The following is a 20,436-nucleotide window of genomic DNA, read 5'->3' as shown; positions in this document are numbered from 1 at the left end:
AACTCAGCACTGCAATTGGAGAATTTCAAACCGGCCAAACAAACCGTCGAAAAAGTAGGTTGCATAACCGAACTTATCCCCCATCCCGATGTACAAATGAAGAGGATCGTAGACGTTAATGCTTACATCTGTGTATTGATTGCCGCCCTTATCGACAAAGTAAGCCGGTGCGACACCGTAAACGTCAAATGAGCCTTTGAGCACGATTCGGAAAATGGGCTGAAAGGTGGTCAATACTTCCCATTTCTGCCGTGATGGGTCCAGAAAGGCGGCCACGTATCTGTTGACCACTGGCACCTTGAAATTTTCGGCCACCGGACCGAACCAGGACCACCACAGCAAAACTGTTTCATTGGCAACCGGCACGGCCCATCCCGCTGTTTCGGAATACGCCGTGCGTTGAGCGTGAGCGGCAAGCCAGAATTGATTGCCAATTTGACGTGCTTGCCATCTCTCGTCATTAATCAGAAATAGACCAACCGGAACGTTTTGCCGCCGCAGCGCAATGGTCCCGGCGGATGTCACCAGGGAATCCGAAACGGTGGCCCCCTCGTACGCCCGGCGGGCAATCCGGTCGATATCCTGAGCCCTGATGATCTCCCCACGGCGTGGTGTTGGTCGCATCCTTACGCCTCATAGACAACTGCCAATAATACACATCCAGCCTGGTCAGCCTGTGCACCTAGAGTGATACCAGGTTTCAGCGGACAAAGCGCAAATTGCCCGGGTGCCAAGCGGATCAATGAACGTTGCGATCCATCGTTATAGCCCACATCAATATTGCCCTGGGAACTCATGTTTTTGAAAAATGCGTAACCAGGCTGTGTTAAATCCGCAAGGGAAATTGTTATCGCAGTCGTTCCGACGGTCTTGGACACCGCCAGGATTTTTGTTCCGGTTCGCTCCCAGTCGAGCGTTTGGACATAATCCGCGGGAAATGGCTCGGTATCGCTGAATCGGACCGACAAGTCAAATGTGATCATTGGTATCCTCCATCGTTATCTGAATAGCCGGTTGAAGTCCGCACTGTCGTACCGCGGCCGAAGCCCGTACACCGTTCTAACGAAAACCCGCCTCCAGCCATCCCGTCTCAATTCCTCGTTCCATCCATGGGGGCCATGATCTTGGACACAACGATACAGGAAATTGCATGAGACCGCCCAGCGGACCGGATAATTTAGGTCCAAGACTGTTTCCATTTGGATGCTGTAATTCTCAAACAAGAGGGTTTCCGCTGGTTTGCCGAGAAACTCTTTGGCGTTGACCTTGCTCACGTAAAAGTCGAGATACTTCGGCACCCACGGAACACCATGCCACACGACCGTAATCCTCTGCTGCGGAATGTACAATTGCAATGCCGGTGATCCGTGTTCGGGAATGGGATAGGCCGGATCTTTGGCCTTATTGTCCTCCCACGCCGCACTTTCAATTTGCATGAATTCGCCGCTGGAATCGAGCCGCAATTCCAACCACGTTCCCCGGCGATGATGCGGAACGCTCCATCCCTCCGGCCATAGGGCAATGGCCTGCGTGTTCACACCATAGGTGATTGTCACAATGGCGACATCGTAACCGATTACCGCACGTGATGGATCACGTGGAATAACGGAACGGGTTGCATCCCCAAGATACGGCTCAATGCGTATTGAAACCGGATACGCCCACCGTGCCACCGGGTGGGATTTTTTCGACATGTAGCGAACAAATGGAATGACCCTCGCCGCGGGGCCGACAAATTTTCGATCGATCTGGACCACATTCGATGCGTCCAGTGTCGTATTGTTCGATCCAGAGATTTCGACAAATCCGAAAAGTGTATTAGCCATAGGCTGCGATTGGAATTCCATCAATTTTCACTCGCAATGCAGCCCCGTCCACGGTCCGTGCGAGTTTATCCACGCCATTTGCGGTCTTTGTGGCAGCTTCCATTTGCCGCCGCTGTACGTCCTCAAACGCCTTTTCCTGCATTTGCTTGGCCAATTCAGCCACCCCCACGAAGCGCACCAGGGAACCGCTCATGGTTGTGCCGATGCCCGTGACAGTACTGGCTTCCTCCCTTGGGGCTGAAGCAGCGGGAGCTGGTGCCGCGGTAGCAGTTGCCCCGGTCGTGGTGGCTTCCTCCGTGGCTTTTTGCCGTTGACGTTGAAAATCCTCCCATCTCCTATTCCATTCACCCATCAAGCTATCCAGCTTTTCGGTGCTTTCAATGGTATTTGCCTCAACAAACGCGGGCCATTGTTTGATCGCTGACTTGAAACCCTCGGTCAACGGCTTCCAATTAAACTCCCAGCGTCCTGTTTTGATCCACGTCCGAAATGCGGTCCACAAATTTTTGAGATTGGTAAACAGATTCGTGACGATTGTCTTGGTGATATTGAAAATGTCCGTAAATACTTCCCTCCAATTGTCCGCTAACCACCCAATGGCAATCACGACATTTTGTGCAAACGCCTTGATCCGTGCCCAACTGTTAAGCAGAAAGATGCGAAACCGTTCGACCATGATCGATAGGGCCAGTCGCCAGTTTTCCCGGACAAAAATGAGATAATCCCGCATGCCGGCAGCCCATTGCGCGACCGAATCCATGGCTTGGCCCAACCATTGCAACATGGGCTTGACGTTGAACGCGTCAATAATCGCCGTGCCAACATTTGCCAAGGCCGTTTTGAGATTTCCCGTGACTGTACTCCACAGCCCCGCCGTTGTTTGGCTAAGTTTTTCCATACCCCCGGCGAATTGCCCGCCCTCGCTCGTCAATGCGGCAATCGCTTTTTGCACATCGGTGAATCCGATCTTGCCTTCACTCACCAGGTCGCGAACCTCTGTTTCCGTAACCCCAAATGCCTTGGCGAGCTCCCTGGTAATCGGGATGCCACGGGATTGGAAGCCCTCTAGGGTTTCAGCCGTCAAGCGTCCCTGGGATTGGATTTTGCCATAAATCGCCGCCAAATCGCTCAGATTCGCTCCGCTCAAGGCGGCAATATCGCCCAATTGTCGCATGGTGGGAATAATTTGATCCGCCGCGGTTCCGTAGGCCAGAAGCTGTTTCGCCACGTCCGCCAATTCCATTTGTTCAAATGGCGTTGCCGCGGCGAATTTGTTGATGTCGTCCATCATCTTTTTCGCCGCCCCCGCACTGCCGAGAAGAACCTCAAAGGACGTGGACAAGGTTTCGACCTGGCTGGCTAGCCCGATGGCGGATTTGATGCCACTTCCCAAGCCTTGGGCCAGACTCATGCCGATGCCCAGTCCCATGCCCTGCAAGATTGCGGTGGGACTTACTACGCTGCCGAGAGCACTGGTAAAAGAGCCGACCGTCTTGCCTATGGTTTTGCCAATACCGCTGACGGTTTTGGTGAGACCACCAGCAATTGCTGATGAAATTTTCGATACACTCTGTACTGCGACCGTAGCCATCAGCTCAAATGCACCGACCACCGCGGTCGCCGTGTGACGCAACACCGTGGACTTTGACGCTGCCTGTACAAAGGCAACGCCAGCATTATGCAGCGTGCCGATGACGCGTTGAGCAACTGTTTGCAGCCGTGCGTACGAGTTGGACGCCGTATCGGTAAGACTTTTCAAAACTGGCGAATGGTTGATGAGATTCTGAACCCGAGCCGTCATTTGATTCATGACGCCTGCCACGTCTTGTCCGACGTCACGAAATGCTTGAAATGTGGCATTGACCGCATCCACCGCTCCTGAAACGATGGGCCATTGCATTGCGGTAAATTTAATTTCTGCCGCCATGCCTTTCAGCATTTCGACGGCAACATTGCCCATAAACCGCAATCGTTCCACAGTCGGGGATATTGCTTCCGACACTCTGGACAACGCGGACCGAACCTGTCCCGCCGCCAGGGCGATTGAATCAACGCCGGCCGCTCTGAATTGGACCACATATTCAGCCAGAACTCCCATCAGTGATACTCCCGCACTACGTAATGTTCATCCGGCCCGACGGCACCTTGCAGAATTCGCACCTGATAAATAGTAAGCTGGAGCACCTGATCAGGCGTCCAGCCGTATGTTTCCGCAGCCCAACGGAAGAGGGCGGGCCAATTCAGCCGCTTGTATTCGATTCCGTCCCCTCCGTCGGGCCAGGGGAGTTTTTTAAGCCGCCCTCAATAATGTGCGACAAGTATTGGGCCATCTCGTCGAGCGGAACGTCGCCTAATTCGTTTAGGATAAATGTCCGTACGCTCTGCAGGGTTGGAAACTCGTTGGCGTGGTGCCGCTGTAGACACAGGAACCACTGGATCACCACCTGCTCGAACGGCGGCAAGTGTGTCATTTCGTCAACGGTGATGGCACACCGCTGCGACGCCATTTTGTGTGCCTGTTCCCAAAACACCGCCCGCTGTTCCACAGGAACCTTGGCGGCCACTGCGGCGGCCTTATCGAGAATGTCATTTGTCTCCTGGATCAGTTGCGACTCAAGCGCAGCCCATGCGGCAAGTGTCGGTGTGGACAGCGTGTAGAGCTTGCCGCCAACATTGATCTGCCGCTCAATCTTTCCTGCAACCCGTGCCAGTCCGTCCATAAATCACCTTATGCAATCGTCCACTCCCCTGAACCTTCGAAGTCAATTGAATATTTGATGATCTCGCCGGTGTCGGGAACCACTGTGACGCTGACTTTCTTAATGATCGCCTCGCCACTGTACGTTTTGCCGCCAGTGCCACCCTCGGCGAGCGAAAGCGTAACTGTCGCTCCAACAGTGGCCCCAGTCGGCAAGGAAACAGTCTCGAACGATCCCTTAACGTCGATTACACCCGCAACACCGTATTTGAAGCCACCAGCTCCGTACTTGGAGACTTCTGCTTCCATATCCAAGGTCCAGCGGAGAATTTCCGCTTGATTGCTCCCCACCTGCAAAGTTCCAGCTTTTCCGCTACGTGCGGCCATTGCCTATTCCTCCACTCGTTGTACTTGATATTCGATCGTTGCCGTGGCGATGAATAGTTCCTTGCGAGCTCCCTCATCACGTTCCATGCGAAACTCTGTGACCCGTCCGCTGATGGTCACGAACCGTGTCGATGTCCACGCTGCCGCGGCCAGCTCCTCGGTAATTTCGTAGGCTTGCTCAGCAGCCTCCGCATCGACGCCGCTCACAGTTATTTCAATCTCCATCCGCGGATACTCGGCAAGTGATGATCGGTCACCGGGCCGGAATCGAATAGTTCCGAGTGCGACACACGGGCCGGCCTGTCCTGGTGGGGGCGACACAGCCACCGTCCAGGGCACGTTGTGGGCTGCCAGAATCGTTTGCAGCTGATTTGTAATCGCTTGCCAAGCGGTCATCTAATTCGCAGTGCCTTCAATGCCCCCGCGGATTCATTCAGGGCGCGTGTCAACCACGGACGCGGCTTGATTCGTCCCGTGCCCACCTCCAGGTAAGCCATATAGGCGGCGTTTTTCCTGACGCCGAGCCTAATAGTCATGCTGTCCGGATATTCCTCCATCGCGATGTTTTTTCGACCGAATCCCCGTCTCACCTGAGGCGGCTCACCCGGTTGGCTGCCCACAAACACAGTGTATTGAGTTCCTTTTTTGCCCTTCGAGGTTGTCCGTTTCCTCTTTTTCCGAATCCGTTTCGCAGGCTTGCTTACGAGTTGGACAGCCCGTGTTCGCACCAGGTTGGCAGCCGCCACGACCAGTTTCCACGCCTGCTGTCGCGTTGTTTGAGGCACGTTTTCTTCGAATCGGACTGCCGACGTGACGGTGATCATGTCGCCCCCTGAGAGATCGTCCACACTTTTGCAGTCACCACGTCCGGGTCATCGCCTGCATTACGGATCAGCTCATCCAGCTTGGCGATCTGTTCGACCAGCCAAGCTTCATACTCGTCCCAGCGCACATCCGGCGGTCCCTGACGGGCTGCCAGCTCAGCCGCGTAACGATCCCGTGCGGTTTTCAAATCATCGATGTAGCTCATTTCATTTGCCAAACAGCAGATACACGATGCCGCCGCCAATCACAGTGCCACAGGCGGCACCGATCCAGGCCCCCAGTACGTAGAGCGACTGCACCCTTGTGATCAGCCCCACCTTGCCGTCGTTTCCGTAGATTTCCACCTCAAGCTTGTCGATTCTTCGGCAGAGGTGCGGCCACATCGAGCGAAGCTCAGTGAGAGCCTCGCTGATACAGTCAAGCTTCGTTTCGATCCGTCTCAGTTTGTCCTCATCCATTAGCGAGTATCCGGTTATCTGGTCCTGATGGTTCCCCTACGAACTCAACCAGGGCGAAACACTCCACGTCCATCCGCCTGAATTCGTCCTCGATGTCGTCAAGCAAATTCCAGGCCCCGCCAGGGATCTCCCCGTTTAGTGGTCTACCGTGGGCATCCGGCCCCCAAGAGTTGAGCCGATAGAGAGCTGGTAAGTCCGGGTTATACTCGACAAAGCACATCTGGTGTGCCCAAGTTCCGGATGGCACAAACACGTGGTAGCCCTTGTAGTTGCGTGGTTCCATGCGGAACCCACGCAGCGACGCAATCGTCAGCGGCCGACGATAGTCGCGAATCATCTTCACGGCCTCATCAACCGATTTGATCTCGATGCATACGCACGGGTTGTCCTTCGCAATCTCGAAAAACTTCTCGTATTCCGGATTGCGAACGTTACTTCGGGAGCCCCAGCTCCGTGCGAGCGAACCGGAATAGGGCGGCACCCCAGGGTCGTCCTCAAAGAGCACGCCATACTTGGAAACCGCGGCGGCGGCCCAAGACCCCAGCGAGCCATCTCGACTCAGTCCACCGCCGATCTGGTTCCTGCTGGTGGCGTAAATCCATGGGGCGAACCACCGCCGGAATTTTTCCTCCTGCCCGGATGCGATCTCAATAATCGACCGGATTTCACCGGCTTGCTTCATTCCCCAGGAAACGCAATCGCCGATCTCCTGCCGTCCCGCGACGTATTCTCTCCCGGTGACCTTTTTCGCCAGCTCCCAGACCGGCTGCATGACCACCGGGTCGGCCTGAGCGATGAGCTTACGTTCGCGTGCCTCAGCGAACGAAACAGTGCGGAGCAAGCCCGCGGCCTGAAGCGTCTTTTTCGCTTCCCGCTCCAGTTCCGGACCAAGCCAACCCATCAATTCGGTGGGAACTCTGCTCATTGCTCTAAACCATTTGCGATCGCTAGCCAGATTGCCGCGTAGTCGGCAAGGCTGGGCGACTGTTGGAGCTTGTCAAGTTTCGCATCGACGGCATCCGAAAACACCATCCATCGATTAACGGACTCCAGCGTTTTCAGTGATTCACGAACACTCCGTCGGACCGCCTCGCGGGCTTTGCGAGAATCAGTTATTTTGCCCGTTGCAATCTCATCCGCCACCGCTCGAAGAGCCGCCGCAATGGCCTTGCCTTCCTCTCTGCGAAAGGGTTGGGGAACCAGCTCATCGGCGGCCTGTTTGGCCCATGCGGTCCATCCTTGAGGAGCTGGTCCCGGTCCCGGGTTAGGGCCAGGGGGATTGGGGCCAGGGTTAGGGGGGGTTGGGGGAATAGGTGGTACGGGAGGCACAGCACCAGAGACTGTAAGGACCGCATCAAGTAGGTACAGATTGTCGGCATAGGACACGGCCGCCAAGACCCTGTACCGCCCCGGGACCGGACTGGCAAAGACCAGCTTGGTATTGTTCTCGACCGGAATGGATACGTCCTTCTCGGTGAGGGGGCACTGATCGGGACAGATGACCTTCCAGACCAGCTTGACATCCTGTGGCCCCTCGACGGTGAACACGGCGAGCCGTCCGACCTCGACCTCAGTCGGGCCGACGATCGCTGGGTCCTGAGCCAGACCGAGTACGGCAACACACAGGAGCAGTCCCGTCATGATGGCCTCTTCGATAGGAGCCGAACCAGCGTCAAGAGAATCGTGATGATCGCCTCGATCAGTGCCGGATCAAGTGCGGTCAATCCGCGTGCTTCCAGTTCATCCGCCACGGCTGTACGGATTTCGTCGGCGGAACCGACCAGGCCAATCCTTCCTGATTGAATTCCCTGAGCCACTTCCACGATCAGCCTAGCGGCCGACGGAACGAGCGATTCCAGGTAGCCTCTCACGGAGGCTTCGTTCGTCCAGTCCGGTACCTGTGTTGCATTCTGGGCGATGTCGATGACCGCCTTGGAGATGTTGATCATATGCCACCTCACTAACTCGGCGTGTTCTTTGTCCACACCCGCGGTTCGACGACAATCGGAATTCCCTGTTCTGACACCTCGAACTCAACCACTACGTTAGCCCGTCGCAGAACAGCCTCATCGCGGCTTTCCGTGACTTCGAGCGGCCACACTTGAACGTAACGGAACGCCTGAAGCAGATCGCCGTAGAACCACGTGGCGGCTGCGACTGATCCGGAAACGCCATTGGCCGTTTGTTCGCTGTAAACGAGCGGGGACACAACCGGCTGAATGTTCAAATCCGCAACCGGATTAACCGACGCCACAACATTGGTCGTACCGCTTCGAACCTCAGTGGCGTTCAAAATACGGGCAACCGTACTCCGCATTTGCGGCGGGGCGATAATGTAACGCCGCATCAGAAGCGGCGGCAGATTTGTGCCCGGCAGCGTATTGCCGAGGATCAGATTTTCCGCATCGTCGATATCCGTCCAATCGGCAAATGGATTGACTTGCTGATTGGTCCAGTTGCCCCCACTGGAGTAGAACAGATTGGCAATGAGCTCACTGGAGTAGGTTTTGCGGAACTCAATCACGCAATTGGAGACACAACCGGTGACAAACCGGACCAGCAGCCGCTCCTTTTCCAGGGCAATCATTTCGCCCAACCGACGGGCGGCGTCCAGCACCTGCCCGGTTTCGTCGAACATGATGGTTTCCCGCGTGATCGCCAAACGCCCGCCTTTTTTGCGATACGGCAGGGATTTCACGTATTCGGACATCAAACCGACTGCGGGCATGTCCTGCCCTTCGGCGTATTCAAGATCGCTCTTGTCACCGAGGGGCAGCGTGAAATTGGGGATCTGCGTTTGTCGCGATTTCGCTTGAACCGTCGGAATCAAGTTTGACAGTTGCAGGGCGGGCAATTGGAACGCCTCCCGGACGGCGACATTCACGATACGATTGGTGATCGCATTGAATGCCGAAGAGGAAACCACGTCGGTTTCCAAGAGCAGCCCGCTTTCCCAGGCCCGCAATCCCTCATAGCCAAGAGGTTCGCCATCGACCATGAGGAAGTTGGCAGCCAAATCGCGTATGGAGAATTCGTTAGGCTTGATACCGCCCGGTTCGCCCTTCAGACCGCGTTCCAACGCTTCCTGCAAAACGGTCAAGCAACCGCGTTTATCGCTTTGCCAGTGCTTGTAGATTTCCTTAGCCTTGATCATGGTCACTCACTCCTGGATTGTTACAGCATGAACTTCGTCGTGATGCGCACTTTGACCTTTGTTGCCGACGCCGCCTTTGGGGCGATGACCTTGCCGATCATGTTGGCAGCCGTCGCTGTCTTGACGACCGTTTGATTGGCTACTGCGGAACCATTGCCGATTTGCACGCCGTCCAGCGGCACATAGGCAGTGCCGGTCGGACAGTCGAATTCGAAGTCGCCGTTTGTCGCCACCAGGACGTTGTCGGTCGAACCAGCGGCATGGGAACTCATGGCGACGCCCACAAAGGCAGCGGCAAAATTAGCGGCCTTCGTTGCATAATCAGCACCAGATACAGCCGACGCCGGACGGACTGCCGAGTTGGTGCTGTCCCAAAAGAGAAGATCGCCGATGTCAATCGAATCGGACGCATACTTCGGGAGACTCAGGCTATTAGGTTCGCCGCGAATGAGACGAAACATGTTGGCCATTTTTAGAACCTCCAACTGGCTACGACTTCCTCAATGTTTTCCGCCTTTCTGGCACCCGGGCGGGACGACACGGGCGATTTCGACTCCTTGAGCAGGGTCTTAAAGTCCTGCACCATCTTTTTCCGCTCTTCCTCGCTCTCCGTCCTCAACAACACGGAACGGAGGCTGTCGGGCAACATTTCTGCGGCAAGACCGGCCTCCTTGAGTTCTTTTTCGATGAGCTCGCGCCGTTTGTACTCCGCCAGTTCCTTCTCGAGCCTGTCTTTTTCCTCCTTGAGTGCCATCAGTTCCCGCTGCACGTCGTTGTGGGCAAGGAGTGCCTCGACAAGGTCCGGCCGGGCTTCCTTGAGCTCGGCGAGTGTCAAGTTGCTGAGGTCCATAAAACGCGACTCCTTCTCATTGAGGACCGTATCGGGGTCGATACCGAACTTGCGGGCGGCGTCTTTGGCCCGCTGGAGAGCCATCTCGCGGTGCTGGGGCGAAAGCTTCCGGTTACTGGCAATGGCCCGCAGGGAGCGGAGCACGGCCGCCCGTGTATGAATGGGGAAATAGCGCTTGTGGAGGGGATACGTCTTATCCCGGATCCTCACACCGCCTGGGAGAACCAGCGCAAACGCTTCATCGGGCAGTGTATCAGGATCGTCCGCCGGTTCATCCTCAACAGCAGTCGGCTCATCAGCCTGCGTACCATCGGATGCTACTGGCCGTTGGTCTGCCATGACCGCATCGATGGCTGCCTCGTACAGTGAGCGTGTCGTGGCCGGTTCAGCCACCAAATCGACGCTCCGCACGGATTCAATCGCTTCGACGACCACTTGACCGTTGCGCACCGCCGTCTTTCCCCGTGCGTCATGGGAGAGCCCTACGTTTTCCGGGCAGTGTTCGGCGTCCCAGAAGAGTTGCTCAGCCAGCGGATGCTTCGGGTTGACGACCAGGTCGCCATAAAGTCCATCGTTGGCGAACCGCACGTTGACCAGCTTTCCGATGCGATCCCGATAGCTCCGCAGCTCTCCGCTGCGGATGTGGTCCACGTTCACGGCGACGCCCTCGTAGAGCTTGACGGCCTGACGCAGGGCCTCGGGGAGATATGTGCGGCGGTTCGCGGATGACAATCCGAGAATCTTCACCCCCTGGATGACGCCCCGTTCGCGATCAACGCGGAGAGTGAGGTTGGCTGAGTTTGCGTACTCCAGGAGGCGCGTTCCCTCACTGGTGCCATCCATGTCCGCGCCTTCCCGGAGTACCGGCGGCATGTCTTCCGGATCAGCGTCTGGGTGCACCTTCTTCCAGGCGGCCCTAACCCTTGCCTTGACCTTGGGTAGGTCTTCCGGCGGAATTTCGACGCGATTTCCACGGAACCCGCCCGGGGAAAGGGCGGCAACGGCCATCCCAACCTGACGCGGTGTCTCCTTCTGTTCGGGGTCCTCCCACAGCCGCAGCTTCCAGGTGGACGGCTTTTCCGGGTCCGGAACGTAGGCATAGGCCTCGGCCGGGAATTCCATTCCGTTTTCCGTCTTGACGGGCTTCCGTTCTGCCATGGCACCATGCCAAATAAAAAAGGGCCAGATGCGATACCAACAAACGGCACATGGCCGTCATCGGTATGGCACCTGGCCCCTAGTCCCGACTGGATCGGTCTGGCGGCTGGTTGCCTTTCTACCCTAATTATCAGACGTGAGTTTCCCTTGTCAAGTTTCTCGCCCCTTAAAGTTTTTCTCTCCCATCCAGTCGGCGATGGATATGCGTGATCCGCCCGGCCTCAAAGACGATTTGGATTTGCACTGAACCAAAAAGACGGATCGATTCCGCTTCCCGGCAGAGATCGTCAAGCCGCTGGTGGGCCACCATCAAAAGCGACTGGTTCACCTCATTTGCCGAAGCCGCCGCTTCCGGCTTCCGTTCCGCCGTTGTCTCGCGTTTCGCCATCTCTGACTCCATGTGTCACTTATCGAACCAGGATTGAGGAAAGTCTTTGGGGATGGGGGCACAGTCCTGAAGCGAGACGACCCGCCCTCCAAGTTTGCGTGCCACCTTTGTGATGTGCAGTGTCGCGCCGATGGCCATGTCCACGTGCGGGCAGCCAATCCATCGAGCAACAGCACGGATCTGCGCCTCGAGTAGCGGATCTCTGGACCGCCAGCGGTCGGACCAGTTTGGGCCAGGGCGTGACGCATCGAAATCCGCCAACACGCCGTTGACTTCGATCACTCCGCGGGGGTTGATCATGGCACCTTGTCCCTCAACACGTCGATCAGCAGGTCGAACAGTTCTGGATATTCGCTCGCGAACGCCACAGGATCGCTCGCCAGAGCCTGCGCTGACATCGTCAACAACTCCCGAGGCTTCCGCGTCTCAGGCCACACCTTGCCAGTATACTTCCAGTCGTATGGCCAGCGCTTACCATCGGTCCGTTTAACATAATACTCATCTTCCTTGTAGCCTTCACCCAGATGTTCCGGCTTCGCCCCCTTCGTCCAGGAGTCGAACTTGGTTTGGATATGCTCCCGTTTCTCCGACGACAGCGATCTCTCAATGTGGTGAATCAGTTCATGCACATAGACAGGGTAATCGTGCTTAGGGTTTATGTAAACGGTGTGTTTTGCGGCGTCGTACCGGCCTCGACGGTCGTCGGGGTCGGACTTCACGGTGACTTCTTCAAGCGTCACATCATTCGCAATCACCCGGGATGTGATCCCCTCCACGAATCTCACGGCACGCGCGAGGTTGTTATGCATCTCTTCAGTTAAACTCTCGTGGGGCACGACCCTCAGGGTGGCCCTCATCTTCTCCGGCAGGAACAGTGCCTCTTCAATCGCTTGCTCGAGCTGCCGCTGTTCGAGATCAAGGACGGCCGCCAGGAGCTCCCTCTGCCGCGGTTCGGGCAGATCACTCTCCCGGATCTTTCGGCGTATGTCTACGAGCTTTGCCGCTCGATTCTGCCAATCCGTGACTCGCCGCTCGATCTCTTTGCGGACATCCTCCCCCTTGTGCACCGTTCCCATCCACTTGAGCCGCCGTCTTTCCTCCCGAAGGTCCGGACGAAATACAGCCTCGGCTTCTGCGTAAACGTACTGCTTGAGTCGCTCGACGGCCCCAAGCTCTCCGCTTGCGACTCCGCGTAATGCGAAGGGCAGTGACCGGATCGGCTGAGTCCATCCCGTAGCGGCCACCTGCCGGTAGGCCATCCGCTGTTTCGCTAGCATGGCCTCGACCTGGAGCCGCCGCGCCCGCCGCTGCTCTGCGTTCTCGCTCCTTAGCTGCGAAATACTGAGGAGTGACCCGTCCGGAGCCAGAAAGTCGATCCACTCCGGATCACGCTTCAATAGTTTGCGGACGGTCTGATACCGCTTAACCCCCACAGCCGTCATCCGTTCTTTTTCCGATGCCCGCTCCCACCAATCCGTGTAGCTGCCCGGATCAGGAATCAGCACCTGAGTCTCTCTCCGAAAAGCGTCCATCGCGTCTGGATTACCCATCAATGCGTCCGGCGGCTTGAGCACAGGCACTGTCATGCACCGGCAGTTCGGCTCGTCGGGAAGCTCGGGCAGCGGATTACCCTGATCGTCCCTGTAGACGCCGTCGGGCTGCCGCCAATAGATGCGTCCATGACGGGCGGCATGGTGAGGCCGGGTCCACTCGTCCATGACGGCGAAAATTTGCTGACCCGCCACCATGTCCCCAAGCTGATCGCACATAGCTAGATTTGCCCGTTCCGCAACCCGGCAGGCCTCGGTCCGTGCGATCCGTTCGCTCTTGTAGCCCAGGCTGTCAGCGAACGGTCGCAACCGCTGCTCAATCTGATCCGGCGTTTCACCAGCCGCCAGCCCCTGGGTGATCTGCGTCAGAAAGGCCCCGCGGGTCTGTTCCGCCCAGGATTGGAGCCGCTCCTCCCACGACTTACCGCCGGGAAGGCTGGTCCGCAGCCAGTTCTCGATCTGCTCACGCGAGGGCGGCTCGAAAAGCAATCTCTGCACAGCCGCTTCCAGCTCGCTCCTTGGCACGCCCTCCAGCTCGTATCGGGCCACAACAGCTATCTCTTCGGCCTCTTGCGTGCGCTCCGTCCGAAGCAGCGCCGCCAGTGCCTCTTTGGGCATCGCCTTCACAAAGGCCAGTACCGCGCTGGTAAAGCTCTGCTTGCCAAACGCGACCAGTTTGTCACGAATCTCGGCGATCGCACGTCGCACAAGTACATCGAGCCGATCGCACAGAGCCCTGAGGTTCAAGCCGGAATCCAAAGCGGCATGGACGGCGTCCTTGGCGAGACGGGCCACCAGCTGCCGGATTTCCCGCCCCAGAGCGATACTATCCCGCACCACCTTCACCTGCCGCTGATGAAAGCGGGCGGAAAGGAGGCTGCTGAGCCGTGACACACTTCGCTGAAACTCAGTCTGCGGCATTCAGAAGTTCCCGCTCCTGGTTGTAATCGAAACCGTACCGAGCTGCCAGTGTCTGCGGGGAAACGATTCCCAAGGTGTAAAGTATCTGGTCGGCCTGAGCCTCCTTGAGGCGGTCGCGGGTCATGACCGTCGGGGCTTCGGCGTCGATGACAATCTGTTTCGATATTCCCTCGGGGAGTCGGCCGGCGCGTTCCGCCACTTCGAGTGCTCCCATCAGAATTTGGCAGTCCCACCAGATCATCTGTGACTGAAGCCGCTCGAACATTTTCACGGCAGGCCCTTCAGCCACGAGTGTCGAGGAATAGTTGGCGTTGGACGCGTCCCCACTCAGCATGTATTCCGGCATCGCAAGCCGTGCGGCGATTGCCCGGAGCTCGGCCTGGATCGCAGCAACGTAATTTCCAACGTTAATGCCTTCGGCGGGAAATTTGACTTCCACCCCAGGGGCGACGTCAATAATGGCGCCCGGGGGAAATCGTTCATAGGTCTGGCTTTGTTGGCTCTGTTCTTGATTTTGCGGGACGGGTGCCATTCTGCTCACGTACTGCTGGACGCTCCCCGCTGGGGCAGCGCCGTGCTGTCGAACAATGGCCACGGCTGCCTGAATACTTGCCACGGTCGTCATATTTCGCAGAAGTTTCCACACCCTGCGAAGGTTGGCCCTCACCGCAAAAAGCGTTGGCAGCCCCCGAGGCATCGTTCCGTCAACATTCGCCTTGCGGTGCTGGACCTCATCCGCGTCGATCCGCTGCCAGTCCATCCGTTCGGGATCATAACGGACCCAGTATCCGAGTACTCGTTCCGCGTCCCGTTCATCCGTGATGATCCCGAACAGGGATTTATCACCCGGCGGCGTGCTGACCTGCTCCGGCTCGATGTAGCGCACCACGAGCCTGCCATCGACCTCGAAGAACCGTAGGAAAACCTCGCCATCCCTGTCGAGGCGGATCTGATTCTCGATCTGCCGGTGTTGCCAGAGGTTCAATTCGAGAAACTCCGTGATCTCCCGCTCTATGGCCTCGAGCGTCTCATCGCTGATGTCGGCATTCGGCTTGGGCCGCACCGTGTAGGTGTGTCCGCTCCCCACGACGTAGCTGGCCCGGTTTTCCAGGGCCGATACGGCAAAGGGATGGTGGGTGGCGAACCAGCGTGATTCGTTGCGGATGCGGGCCAGCTCATATTCGCTCCGGTACGGGGGCCAAAGGGGGCCGCCTAATTCGAGAAATTCGCTCCAAGCCGGATCATCACGGTCCAGCCATTCTAGGATTCGTTCAAATTCTGTGCGTTGGTCATCAACTTTCGGCATAGTAGCCTCCTGCAGTTTCGAGAATCAATCGGATTGCCATCTCCAGGGCATCGGGGCCGTCGTCGTGTTGCCCCTGGGGGAACTCTTGCAGTTGCTGGACCAGGAGTCTGCCACCGGCATCGTTGAGAACACGCAGCTCCCGCCGGGCGATGTAAGGACCAAGCCGCCTGATACGCACAAGCTTGCTGGTTTTGTTCCTGATCTGAAACACTGGGTATTTCACGCGAAATTCTTCATCCGTAACACGTTCGAATTCGTGGACCACCAGCTCCTGAAACTGGTTCGCCTCAAAACCTAGCAGATCCGGTCGCCACCTGTCACATGCGACCAGCACATCACGCACCAGCTTGCTCACCGAGCGTCGCTGCAAGTCGGCCGCGATCCACAGCAAATCATCGCAGACTGCCACCAGGACAACCGCCGAGTAGTCGCCGAGCTTGTCCTGTTTTCCTAGAGATGGATCGACAGCGATCGCCGACACAACCCATCTGTCGCGGGGCGGCAAATGATCCACGAACACCCAATCGCCCCAGTATTCCGACGGCCACTCGACACCCTCCAGGTCCACGAACTCCGCATCCAACTCCTGGCGGGCCATCAGCTCGGTCGTCTGGGCCGAAACCCGCGCCACGAAGTCGGCTGGCAAAAACGGATTCTCCGCGGTCCGCGAACGGACAATCCGCACGCCCTCTTGCGGATTTCCGAAGACGGCGTAGGTCCAATGGCTCTTCCCCTTTGGAGTGAACGTGCAGGCCAGCCAGGCGCCAGGCGTCCCACGCAATGTCAAGAGTACAACGTCGTAAACTTCCCGCGCAATCAACGATGCCTCGTCGATCCAGGCCCCGGCCACGTTCAGCCCGCGGAGTCTGTCCGGCTGGTCAGCCGAGCGAAACAGGACCGCGGCCCCATTCCCGAGGATGACCGCCAGACGGCTGCGGATTGTGTCTCGCAGAAAACGCAGTCGCCTTGCCTGTTCGAGGAACACCGGCCAGCAGATATCCCTGAGCATGGTGTATGTCGGGGCAACGACGAGGTAAGTTTTAGCGGGTTGGGCCCACTTGCACAGGCGATACGCGCCGACCCAGGTCTTTCCGGCGCCCCGGCCGCCAATAAACGCCACGATGGGCTCGCGAGCGTTCGCAAACTCAGCCTGGGCCGCCGTCAATTCGATCAGTAACGATCCGTTCGACGATCTTGATTTCTTCGCCACTGTGGGTGACATCCTGCCGATCCCGCTGGTCCAGATACTGCTTGCCAAGCCAGATGAGCATGGGCACGTTGCCCTTCCTCGCCAGCTCGATTTGTTTCCTGCGGAGCGACTTCTTTAAGCGGGTCCTTCCTCGGTCAAGTGCGGCACGACAGCGACGTCGCAAGAGGTTTTCCGACACCTCCAAGAGGGTGGCGATCTCCCGGTCCGTGCAGCCAATAGCTGCGAGACGCTCGACAAGTTTCTCGTCAACTGCTTTGCGCTGTCTCGCCATTCGGAGCCGTCTGTTTTAGACTTCCGCGGTGCATTTTTTATGGGCCGTCTATTTCCCATCCCTCTTTCTTAAATTCTAAAGCACGTCCCTCAGCGTTGGGACACTTCGACAATGACTTTTCCGTTTTCAACTGGTTCCGCGAATGCCGCGTGGACTTCCCGAATTTGAACGTCATCTTGGATGATTCCGCCGCCCTGAAGTGCATCGAAAATCGCTTTTAGGACGTTATCTAGATCGCGTTTTCGCTGGTCCGGAGGATGAATTCTGAGAGAAACAGAAACCGGCCCAGAAAATCGGCCCAACCCGAAGAGGTATCTCTTCACGAATAGCAAATCCCAGACGGCTTGGCGGTAGCGCCGTCCTTCCCTCGACAGGACCATACGTCCGTTCACGTTTCTCCAGTATCGGTTGACGGATGGTGGATAAGGGAGATCGATCGTAATGCTTTGCGTGGTTGATTTCACACTCACGCCTTTATCCTTTTTTTCCGGATGCGGTATTTCTTGTTTTGCGTGACGAGTTCCCACGGCACAATAGATTCCCCGCGATCTAACCAGACAGCATGCCAATACTGCCTCCACCCTCGCTCGTAACACTCAGCGCACCACGGATCCTTGCACGGATGACCTGTTCCCGGGTTGCGGTAATACAGGTCAGAAGTGACGCGCCCGCAGTTGCAACAGCGGATTTTTACATCACCGCTCATTGTTGACCTCCAAGTTGATTCACTCAGGGACTCGCATTGAGTTTGCGAGCTCGTTGACCAGTGAAAGCGCTTCAGGACTGGGTCTGGCCCTGCCGATCCGACGCACGGTTGTGGGTGCGTACTCGCACGGGATGAGGGCTGGCCGGTCCTCAGGCCTGTTGCGGTACCCCAACAGCGTGTTCTGCCGCTCGAACTCCCCAGCCAGGGGGAGAGCCGCCTCCGGACTCACCCCGGCCCTGCAATAGGCCGCGTAGGTCCTGAGAAACTCCTGCCGGAGCCACTTCTCTTCCTCACCGCCGCAGCGCTCGCAAAACCGCTGCCAGCCGCCCAGGCTGCGGATCGTCGCCGTGATGGCCGCATCCTCGAATTGCACGCTGTGGTACCAGCCGTAATTTTCGACGGCTCGGACGGCGGTCTCCCATGCCAGAACCGCCTGATCTTCCGGTTTGAGCCCACCTGCCAGCTCACGGAGTTCCGCGGGCGTCGGCATGAACCTGCACGTCTGCAGGGCCCGCTTGGCGGCCGCTTCGATTTCGTTGATCGTCAGCCCCTCCAGGCCCATCTCATAGGCGGTGAGGACCGCTGGCGTGATCGGCCGATTGAAGGCGGCTCCCAAAGCGTTCATCACGATGGCAAACCGTTCCGCATCAGTTGGCATGCTGCTGCTCCTTTTGGGCGAGCCAGAGCCTCGTGGCTTCCAGGTTCCGCCTTTCCAGGTCGCTTAGGGCACCGTTTGCTGTGGCAGTAGGACCGCGTGTTGTCACGCGGGCACTGTCAACAGCCCGGTTCAGCCAGTTAACGATGAACCGAGGCATTCCCTTGGCCGTTTTCATCCGATCAGGAGAGGCACGTATCCACGCCAAGGCCTTACGGAGCTCACAACGCACGTCCAGGCCTGGATAGAGCCTTTCGTACTCCGCAACGTCCTGGTCGGTTATGGAGAACGAATCCTCCTTGCCCCTGGTCGGGAACACCAGGAAAGGCGGGGACGATCCCACCTGTTCCGGAGGCGGCTTCGCATCGATCGCTTGCGATCGTGCGGAGCTAACTTCTACTTCCTGTTCCTGTTCCTGTTCTTTCTCCTGTTCCTGTTCCTGTTCCTGTTCCTGATGGGGCATACGTTGGGGGTAACGTTCCCCGTAACGTTCCCCCAAACGTTCCAGGTAACGTTCCTGGTAACGTTCCCCCAAACGTTCCCCCAAACGTTCCAGGTAACGTTCCCCGTAACGTTCCTCCAAACCTTTCCGAAAGGTCTCGTGTAAGGCCTGCGGGAGGTACTGCACGCACAACGCGAACTCTGAGACCAGAGGCGTTCGAGGCAGTTCGTGCAGGTCCTCAAGACAACTCTTGAGGGTGTTCGGGTTGTCCGGACAGTTGTACCGAAACCACTTCGGGATCAGGAGAACCCTAGCCTCTTCGTCAAACCTCCAGGCCAACGCCTTGCAAACCTTATCGAAACCTTTGGAGAAGGTTTCCACAGGCATGTTCAAGTCTTCCGCGGCCAACGCCTTGGAGAACTTGAAGAATCCCAGGCGATTGCTCTGTGCCGTCAACACGTACAGAGCAATCAGTTTTTCCTCGCGTGATAAGGCGCGAAACTTTTCGTCATTCCAGATCCGCGGATCAATCTTCCGGTACCGTTGCGCCATACCACATCGGCCTGGTCTTCACTGCCTGCGTGACTCCATTCCATTCGCCGGACCGCCCGGCGATTTCCAGGCACGGGAGTTGAACCCGTGACGCTGGGCGGCGTGTTCCCAGCGGGGCACCGGCCCTGCCTGGACAAGTCACTCTCGCATCCAAAACTCGCACAGTTCCTCCAACATACTGTCCACGCGCTGTTCTATTTCCTTCGTATCGATTCCGCCTTGCTTTTGTAGCCGCCGAAGCTCCGCGACTGCCTTAATGAACTCGTGCGTCATACTCGCAAGCTTGTCGGCTAACGCGAGTGCACTCTCACACGCTACGGTAAACTCTTGTGCGATATCGGGTTTGTTCTGTTGGTTCATCCTTTCACTCCGTCTTGCTGTACCGCCGTACATTCGGCTCCGCACACCTCCCACGTCTCACTTGGCCACGGCTTAATCCATTGCACCGCGCCCGCCCGGTTCACCTTTGCATACGCAATCACAGCGCCCTCCTGTATGACTCCGTAGCTGTAGATGTCGCGGCGTTGCCCACGCCGCCTGATCCGCCGGATCTCGTGTCCGGGCCACCGCTTTTGCGCTGATCGCACCACGCATTCCCAGAACGGTAAAGGGGCGAAATCGATGTCATACATACCGACCAGTCCTTTTCTCTCATTTCGCAGCTTTGTTCCGTTGTCTCGCAGTCTTGAGCTTCTCAGCCAGCTTGACAGCCTCTTCCTTTGATAGCGGTGCACCAATCCGCTGCGCCGTGCAAAGGATGCGCCGGCCTGTCGCTAGATTCGTGCAGATGTACTTTTTCGTCACGGGATGTATGAAATCCACACGCACGGGGCACAATCGGCCGGAGACTTTCACTAAGTAGCATTCGGCTGGGAGGATGTCTGTGCGTCGCATGTTATGGCCTCCGCATAGTTGTCACCACAACCTCAGTTTCGGCCTGGGGAATAGAGGCCGCTGGAGCGGCCAATGTTCCTCGAGGTAGTCAAATAGGTCGTCGATTGTCTTCTTCGAGATATTCGCCCCGGGACAACTGAATAGACCAAGGGCCCACGCTGTGACGGTTTCCCGGGCGTGAGGGT

29 protein-coding genes are annotated in these 20,436 nt (G+C 57.3%); all 29 read right to left on the bottom strand.

What is annotated here, in order from left to right; genetic code table 11:
* Positions 1 to 3: 3 nt before the first annotated feature.
* The 29 genes from ABJK56_RS14525 to ABJK56_RS14385 all read right to left on the bottom strand — a co-directional run bounded on the left by ABJK56_RS14525 (position 4) and on the right by ABJK56_RS14385 (position 20,251).
* Positions 4 to 624, bottom strand: coding sequence for a hypothetical protein (locus tag ABJK56_RS14525; protein WP_347245387.1), 621 nt, complete (start codon positions 622 to 624; stop codon positions 4 to 6).
* A 2-nt stretch (positions 625 to 626) separates the two neighbouring features.
* On the bottom strand, positions 627 to 983 hold the full coding sequence (locus tag ABJK56_RS14520) for a hypothetical protein (RefSeq protein ID WP_347245386.1): 357 nt from the start codon (positions 981 to 983) through the stop codon (positions 627 to 629).
* A gap of 15 nt (positions 984 to 998) precedes the next feature.
* Positions 999 to 1,826, bottom strand: a complete 828-nt coding sequence (locus tag ABJK56_RS14515; RefSeq protein WP_347245385.1) for a hypothetical protein — start codon at positions 1,824 to 1,826, stop codon at positions 999 to 1,001.
* Complete coding sequence (locus ABJK56_RS14510) at positions 1,819 to 3,924, bottom strand: tape measure protein (RefSeq protein ID WP_347245384.1); 2,106 nt, start codon at positions 3,922 to 3,924, stop codon at positions 1,819 to 1,821. The genes ABJK56_RS14515 and ABJK56_RS14510 overlap by 8 nt, the downstream gene beginning before the upstream one ends.
* Before the next feature lie 142 nt (positions 3,925 to 4,066).
* On the bottom strand, positions 4,067 to 4,546 hold the full coding sequence (locus ABJK56_RS14505; protein ID WP_347245383.1) for a hypothetical protein: 480 nt from the start codon (positions 4,544 to 4,546) through the stop codon (positions 4,067 to 4,069).
* An 8-nt stretch (positions 4,547 to 4,554) separates the two neighbouring features.
* Positions 4,555 to 4,911, bottom strand: coding sequence for a hypothetical protein (locus ABJK56_RS14500; protein WP_347245382.1), 357 nt, complete (start codon positions 4,909 to 4,911; stop codon positions 4,555 to 4,557).
* A gap of 3 nt (positions 4,912 to 4,914) precedes the next feature.
* The gene (locus ABJK56_RS14495) at positions 4,915 to 5,307 is read right to left on the bottom strand and encodes a hypothetical protein (protein ID WP_347245381.1); all 393 of its coding nucleotides are present in this window, start codon (positions 5,305 to 5,307) and stop codon (positions 4,915 to 4,917) included.
* Positions 5,304 to 5,735: an HK97-gp10 family putative phage morphogenesis protein gene (locus ABJK56_RS14490; RefSeq protein WP_347245380.1), complete on the bottom strand. Its 432-nt coding sequence runs from the start codon at positions 5,733 to 5,735 to the stop codon at positions 5,304 to 5,306. Before ABJK56_RS14490 ends, ABJK56_RS14495 begins: the two co-directional genes overlap by 4 nt.
* Positions 5,732 to 5,941, bottom strand: coding sequence for a hypothetical protein (locus tag ABJK56_RS14485; RefSeq protein ID WP_347245379.1), 210 nt, complete (start codon positions 5,939 to 5,941; stop codon positions 5,732 to 5,734). Before ABJK56_RS14485 ends, ABJK56_RS14490 begins: the two co-directional genes overlap by 4 nt.
* A gap of 1 nt (position 5,942) precedes the next feature.
* Positions 5,943 to 6,194 (bottom strand): hypothetical protein, encoded by a 252-nt coding sequence (locus tag ABJK56_RS14480; RefSeq protein ID WP_347245378.1) that lies wholly within the window; start codon positions 6,192 to 6,194, stop codon positions 5,943 to 5,945.
* Entirely contained in the window at positions 6,187 to 7,119 is a 933-nt protein-coding gene (locus ABJK56_RS14475; protein ID WP_347245377.1) for a hypothetical protein, read from the bottom strand. Before ABJK56_RS14475 ends, ABJK56_RS14480 begins: the two co-directional genes overlap by 8 nt.
* Entirely contained in the window at positions 7,116 to 7,835 is a 720-nt protein-coding gene (locus tag ABJK56_RS14470; protein ID WP_347245376.1) for a hypothetical protein, read from the bottom strand. Before ABJK56_RS14470 ends, ABJK56_RS14475 begins: the two co-directional genes overlap by 4 nt.
* Entirely contained in the window at positions 7,832 to 8,143 is a 312-nt protein-coding gene (locus ABJK56_RS14465; protein ID WP_347245375.1) for a hypothetical protein, read from the bottom strand. The genes ABJK56_RS14470 and ABJK56_RS14465 overlap by 4 nt, the downstream gene beginning before the upstream one ends.
* An 11-nt stretch (positions 8,144 to 8,154) precedes the next feature.
* The gene (locus ABJK56_RS14460) at positions 8,155 to 9,348 is read right to left on the bottom strand and encodes a hypothetical protein (protein ID WP_347245374.1); all 1,194 of its coding nucleotides are present in this window, start codon (positions 9,346 to 9,348) and stop codon (positions 8,155 to 8,157) included.
* A 20-nt stretch (positions 9,349 to 9,368) separates the two neighbouring features.
* The gene (locus tag ABJK56_RS14455; protein ID WP_347245373.1) at positions 9,369 to 9,818 is read right to left on the bottom strand and encodes a DUF2190 family protein; all 450 of its coding nucleotides are present in this window, start codon (positions 9,816 to 9,818) and stop codon (positions 9,369 to 9,371) included.
* Between the two features lie 2 nt (positions 9,819 to 9,820).
* A complete protein-coding gene (locus ABJK56_RS14450; RefSeq protein ID WP_347245372.1) occupies positions 9,821 to 11,356 on the bottom strand; it encodes a hypothetical protein in 1,536 nt (511 codons plus the stop codon).
* 166 nt (positions 11,357 to 11,522) lie between these two features.
* The gene (locus ABJK56_RS14445) at positions 11,523 to 11,744 is read right to left on the bottom strand and encodes a hypothetical protein (RefSeq protein ID WP_347245371.1); all 222 of its coding nucleotides are present in this window, start codon (positions 11,742 to 11,744) and stop codon (positions 11,523 to 11,525) included.
* A gap of 15 nt (positions 11,745 to 11,759) precedes the next feature.
* On the bottom strand, positions 11,760 to 12,044 hold the full coding sequence (locus tag ABJK56_RS14440; RefSeq protein WP_347245370.1) for a hypothetical protein: 285 nt from the start codon (positions 12,042 to 12,044) through the stop codon (positions 11,760 to 11,762).
* Entirely contained in the window at positions 12,041 to 14,215 is a 2,175-nt protein-coding gene (locus ABJK56_RS14435; protein ID WP_347245369.1) for a phage minor head protein, read from the bottom strand. The genes ABJK56_RS14440 and ABJK56_RS14435 overlap by 4 nt, the downstream gene beginning before the upstream one ends.
* On the bottom strand, positions 14,202 to 15,521 hold the full coding sequence (locus ABJK56_RS14430) for a phage portal protein (RefSeq protein ID WP_347245368.1): 1,320 nt from the start codon (positions 15,519 to 15,521) through the stop codon (positions 14,202 to 14,204). The genes ABJK56_RS14435 and ABJK56_RS14430 overlap by 14 nt, the downstream gene beginning before the upstream one ends.
* The gene (locus ABJK56_RS14425) at positions 15,508 to 16,731 is read right to left on the bottom strand and encodes a phage terminase large subunit (RefSeq protein WP_347245367.1); all 1,224 of its coding nucleotides are present in this window, start codon (positions 16,729 to 16,731) and stop codon (positions 15,508 to 15,510) included. The genes ABJK56_RS14430 and ABJK56_RS14425 overlap by 14 nt, the downstream gene beginning before the upstream one ends.
* Entirely contained in the window at positions 16,667 to 17,002 is a 336-nt protein-coding gene (locus ABJK56_RS14420) for a hypothetical protein (RefSeq protein ID WP_347245366.1), read from the bottom strand. Before ABJK56_RS14420 ends, ABJK56_RS14425 begins: the two co-directional genes overlap by 65 nt.
* Before the next feature lie 89 nt (positions 17,003 to 17,091).
* Positions 17,092 to 17,472, bottom strand: a complete 381-nt coding sequence (locus tag ABJK56_RS14415; RefSeq protein WP_347245365.1) for a RusA family crossover junction endodeoxyribonuclease — start codon at positions 17,470 to 17,472, stop codon at positions 17,092 to 17,094.
* Complete coding sequence (locus ABJK56_RS14410; protein WP_347245364.1) at positions 17,469 to 17,708, bottom strand: hypothetical protein; 240 nt, start codon at positions 17,706 to 17,708, stop codon at positions 17,469 to 17,471. Before ABJK56_RS14410 ends, ABJK56_RS14415 begins: the two co-directional genes overlap by 4 nt.
* A 19-nt stretch (positions 17,709 to 17,727) precedes the next feature.
* Positions 17,728 to 18,366 (bottom strand): DUF6475 domain-containing protein, encoded by a 639-nt coding sequence (locus tag ABJK56_RS14405; RefSeq protein ID WP_347245363.1) that lies wholly within the window; start codon positions 18,364 to 18,366, stop codon positions 17,728 to 17,730.
* Positions 18,356 to 19,357 carry a hypothetical protein gene (locus tag ABJK56_RS14400; RefSeq protein ID WP_347245362.1) on the bottom strand — a complete coding sequence of 334 codons (1,002 nt, stop codon included), beginning with the start codon at positions 19,355 to 19,357 and terminating at the stop codon, positions 18,356 to 18,358. Before ABJK56_RS14400 ends, ABJK56_RS14405 begins: the two co-directional genes overlap by 11 nt.
* A gap of 138 nt (positions 19,358 to 19,495) precedes the next feature.
* A complete protein-coding gene (locus tag ABJK56_RS14395) occupies positions 19,496 to 19,717 on the bottom strand; it encodes a hypothetical protein (RefSeq protein WP_347245361.1) in 222 nt (73 codons plus the stop codon).
* A complete protein-coding gene (locus ABJK56_RS14390) occupies positions 19,714 to 19,989 on the bottom strand; it encodes a hypothetical protein (protein ID WP_347245360.1) in 276 nt (91 codons plus the stop codon). Before ABJK56_RS14390 ends, ABJK56_RS14395 begins: the two co-directional genes overlap by 4 nt.
* A 19-nt stretch (positions 19,990 to 20,008) precedes the next feature.
* The gene (locus ABJK56_RS14385; protein WP_347245359.1) at positions 20,009 to 20,251 is read right to left on the bottom strand and encodes a hypothetical protein; all 243 of its coding nucleotides are present in this window, start codon (positions 20,249 to 20,251) and stop codon (positions 20,009 to 20,011) included.
* Positions 20,252 to 20,436 lie beyond the last annotated feature (185 nt).

The organism is Thermogutta sp. (assembly GCF_039793925.1).
In the GTDB taxonomy this organism is placed as follows: domain Bacteria; phylum Planctomycetota; class Planctomycetia; order Pirellulales; family Thermoguttaceae; genus Thermogutta.
This window is presented reverse-complemented; position numbering and strand designations above follow the sequence as displayed.

What these genes read in the sequence shown, in the direction of transcription:
- ABJK56_RS14525 (WP_347245387.1), bottom strand. Translation starts at nt 624, where the DNA reads ATGCGACCAACACCACGCCGTGGGGAGATCATCAGGGCTCAGGATATC.
- ABJK56_RS14520 (WP_347245386.1), bottom strand. Translation starts at nt 983, where the DNA reads ATGATCACATTTGACTTGTCGGTCCGATTCAGCGATACCGAGCCATTT.
- ABJK56_RS14515 (WP_347245385.1), bottom strand. Translation starts at nt 1,826, where the DNA reads ATGGCTAATACACTTTTCGGATTTGTCGAAATCTCTGGATCGAACAAT.
- ABJK56_RS14510 (WP_347245384.1), bottom strand. Translation starts at nt 3,924, where the DNA reads ATGGGAGTTCTGGCTGAATATGTGGTCCAATTCAGAGCGGCCGGCGTT.
- ABJK56_RS14505 (WP_347245383.1), bottom strand. Translation starts at nt 4,546, where the DNA reads ATGGACGGACTGGCACGGGTTGCAGGAAAGATTGAGCGGCAGATCAAT.
- ABJK56_RS14500 (WP_347245382.1), bottom strand. Translation starts at nt 4,911, where the DNA reads ATGGCCGCACGTAGCGGAAAAGCTGGAACTTTGCAGGTGGGGAGCAAT.
- ABJK56_RS14495 (WP_347245381.1), bottom strand. Translation starts at nt 5,307, where the DNA reads ATGACCGCTTGGCAAGCGATTACAAATCAGCTGCAAACGATTCTGGCA.
- ABJK56_RS14490 (WP_347245380.1), bottom strand. Translation starts at nt 5,735, where the DNA reads ATGATCACCGTCACGTCGGCAGTCCGATTCGAAGAAAACGTGCCTCAA.
- ABJK56_RS14485 (WP_347245379.1), bottom strand. Translation starts at nt 5,941, where the DNA reads ATGAGCTACATCGATGATTTGAAAACCGCACGGGATCGTTACGCGGCT.
- ABJK56_RS14480 (WP_347245378.1), bottom strand. Translation starts at nt 6,194, where the DNA reads ATGGATGAGGACAAACTGAGACGGATCGAAACGAAGCTTGACTGTATC.
- ABJK56_RS14475 (WP_347245377.1), bottom strand. Translation starts at nt 7,119, where the DNA reads ATGAGCAGAGTTCCCACCGAATTGATGGGTTGGCTTGGTCCGGAACTG.
- ABJK56_RS14470 (WP_347245376.1), bottom strand. Translation starts at nt 7,835, where the DNA reads ATGACGGGACTGCTCCTGTGTGTTGCCGTACTCGGTCTGGCTCAGGAC.
- ABJK56_RS14465 (WP_347245375.1), bottom strand. Translation starts at nt 8,143, where the DNA reads ATGATCAACATCTCCAAGGCGGTCATCGACATCGCCCAGAATGCAACA.
- ABJK56_RS14460 (WP_347245374.1), bottom strand. Translation starts at nt 9,348, where the DNA reads ATGATCAAGGCTAAGGAAATCTACAAGCACTGGCAAAGCGATAAACGC.
- ABJK56_RS14455 (WP_347245373.1), bottom strand. Translation starts at nt 9,818, where the DNA reads ATGGCCAACATGTTTCGTCTCATTCGCGGCGAACCTAATAGCCTGAGT.
- ABJK56_RS14450 (WP_347245372.1), bottom strand. Translation starts at nt 11,356, where the DNA reads ATGGCAGAACGGAAGCCCGTCAAGACGGAAAACGGAATGGAATTCCCG.
- ABJK56_RS14445 (WP_347245371.1), bottom strand. Translation starts at nt 11,744, where the DNA reads ATGGCGAAACGCGAGACAACGGCGGAACGGAAGCCGGAAGCGGCGGCT.
- ABJK56_RS14440 (WP_347245370.1), bottom strand. Translation starts at nt 12,044, where the DNA reads ATGATCAACCCCCGCGGAGTGATCGAAGTCAACGGCGTGTTGGCGGAT.
- ABJK56_RS14435 (WP_347245369.1), bottom strand. Translation starts at nt 14,215, where the DNA reads ATGCCGCAGACTGAGTTTCAGCGAAGTGTGTCACGGCTCAGCAGCCTC.
- ABJK56_RS14430 (WP_347245368.1), bottom strand. Translation starts at nt 15,521, where the DNA reads ATGCCGAAAGTTGATGACCAACGCACAGAATTTGAACGAATCCTAGAA.
- ABJK56_RS14420 (WP_347245366.1), bottom strand. Translation starts at nt 17,002, where the DNA reads ATGGCGAGACAGCGCAAAGCAGTTGACGAGAAACTTGTCGAGCGTCTC.
- ABJK56_RS14410 (WP_347245364.1), bottom strand. Translation starts at nt 17,708, where the DNA reads ATGAGCGGTGATGTAAAAATCCGCTGTTGCAACTGCGGGCGCGTCACT.
- ABJK56_RS14405 (WP_347245363.1), bottom strand. Translation starts at nt 18,366, where the DNA reads ATGCCAACTGATGCGGAACGGTTTGCCATCGTGATGAACGCTTTGGGA.
- ABJK56_RS14400 (WP_347245362.1), bottom strand. Translation starts at nt 19,357, where the DNA reads ATGGCGCAACGGTACCGGAAGATTGATCCGCGGATCTGGAATGACGAA.
- ABJK56_RS14395 (WP_347245361.1), bottom strand. Translation starts at nt 19,717, where the DNA reads ATGAACCAACAGAACAAACCCGATATCGCACAAGAGTTTACCGTAGCG.
- ABJK56_RS14390 (WP_347245360.1), bottom strand. Translation starts at nt 19,989, where the DNA reads ATGTATGACATCGATTTCGCCCCTTTACCGTTCTGGGAATGCGTGGTG.
- ABJK56_RS14385 (WP_347245359.1), bottom strand. Translation starts at nt 20,251, where the DNA reads ATGCGACGCACAGACATCCTCCCAGCCGAATGCTACTTAGTGAAAGTC.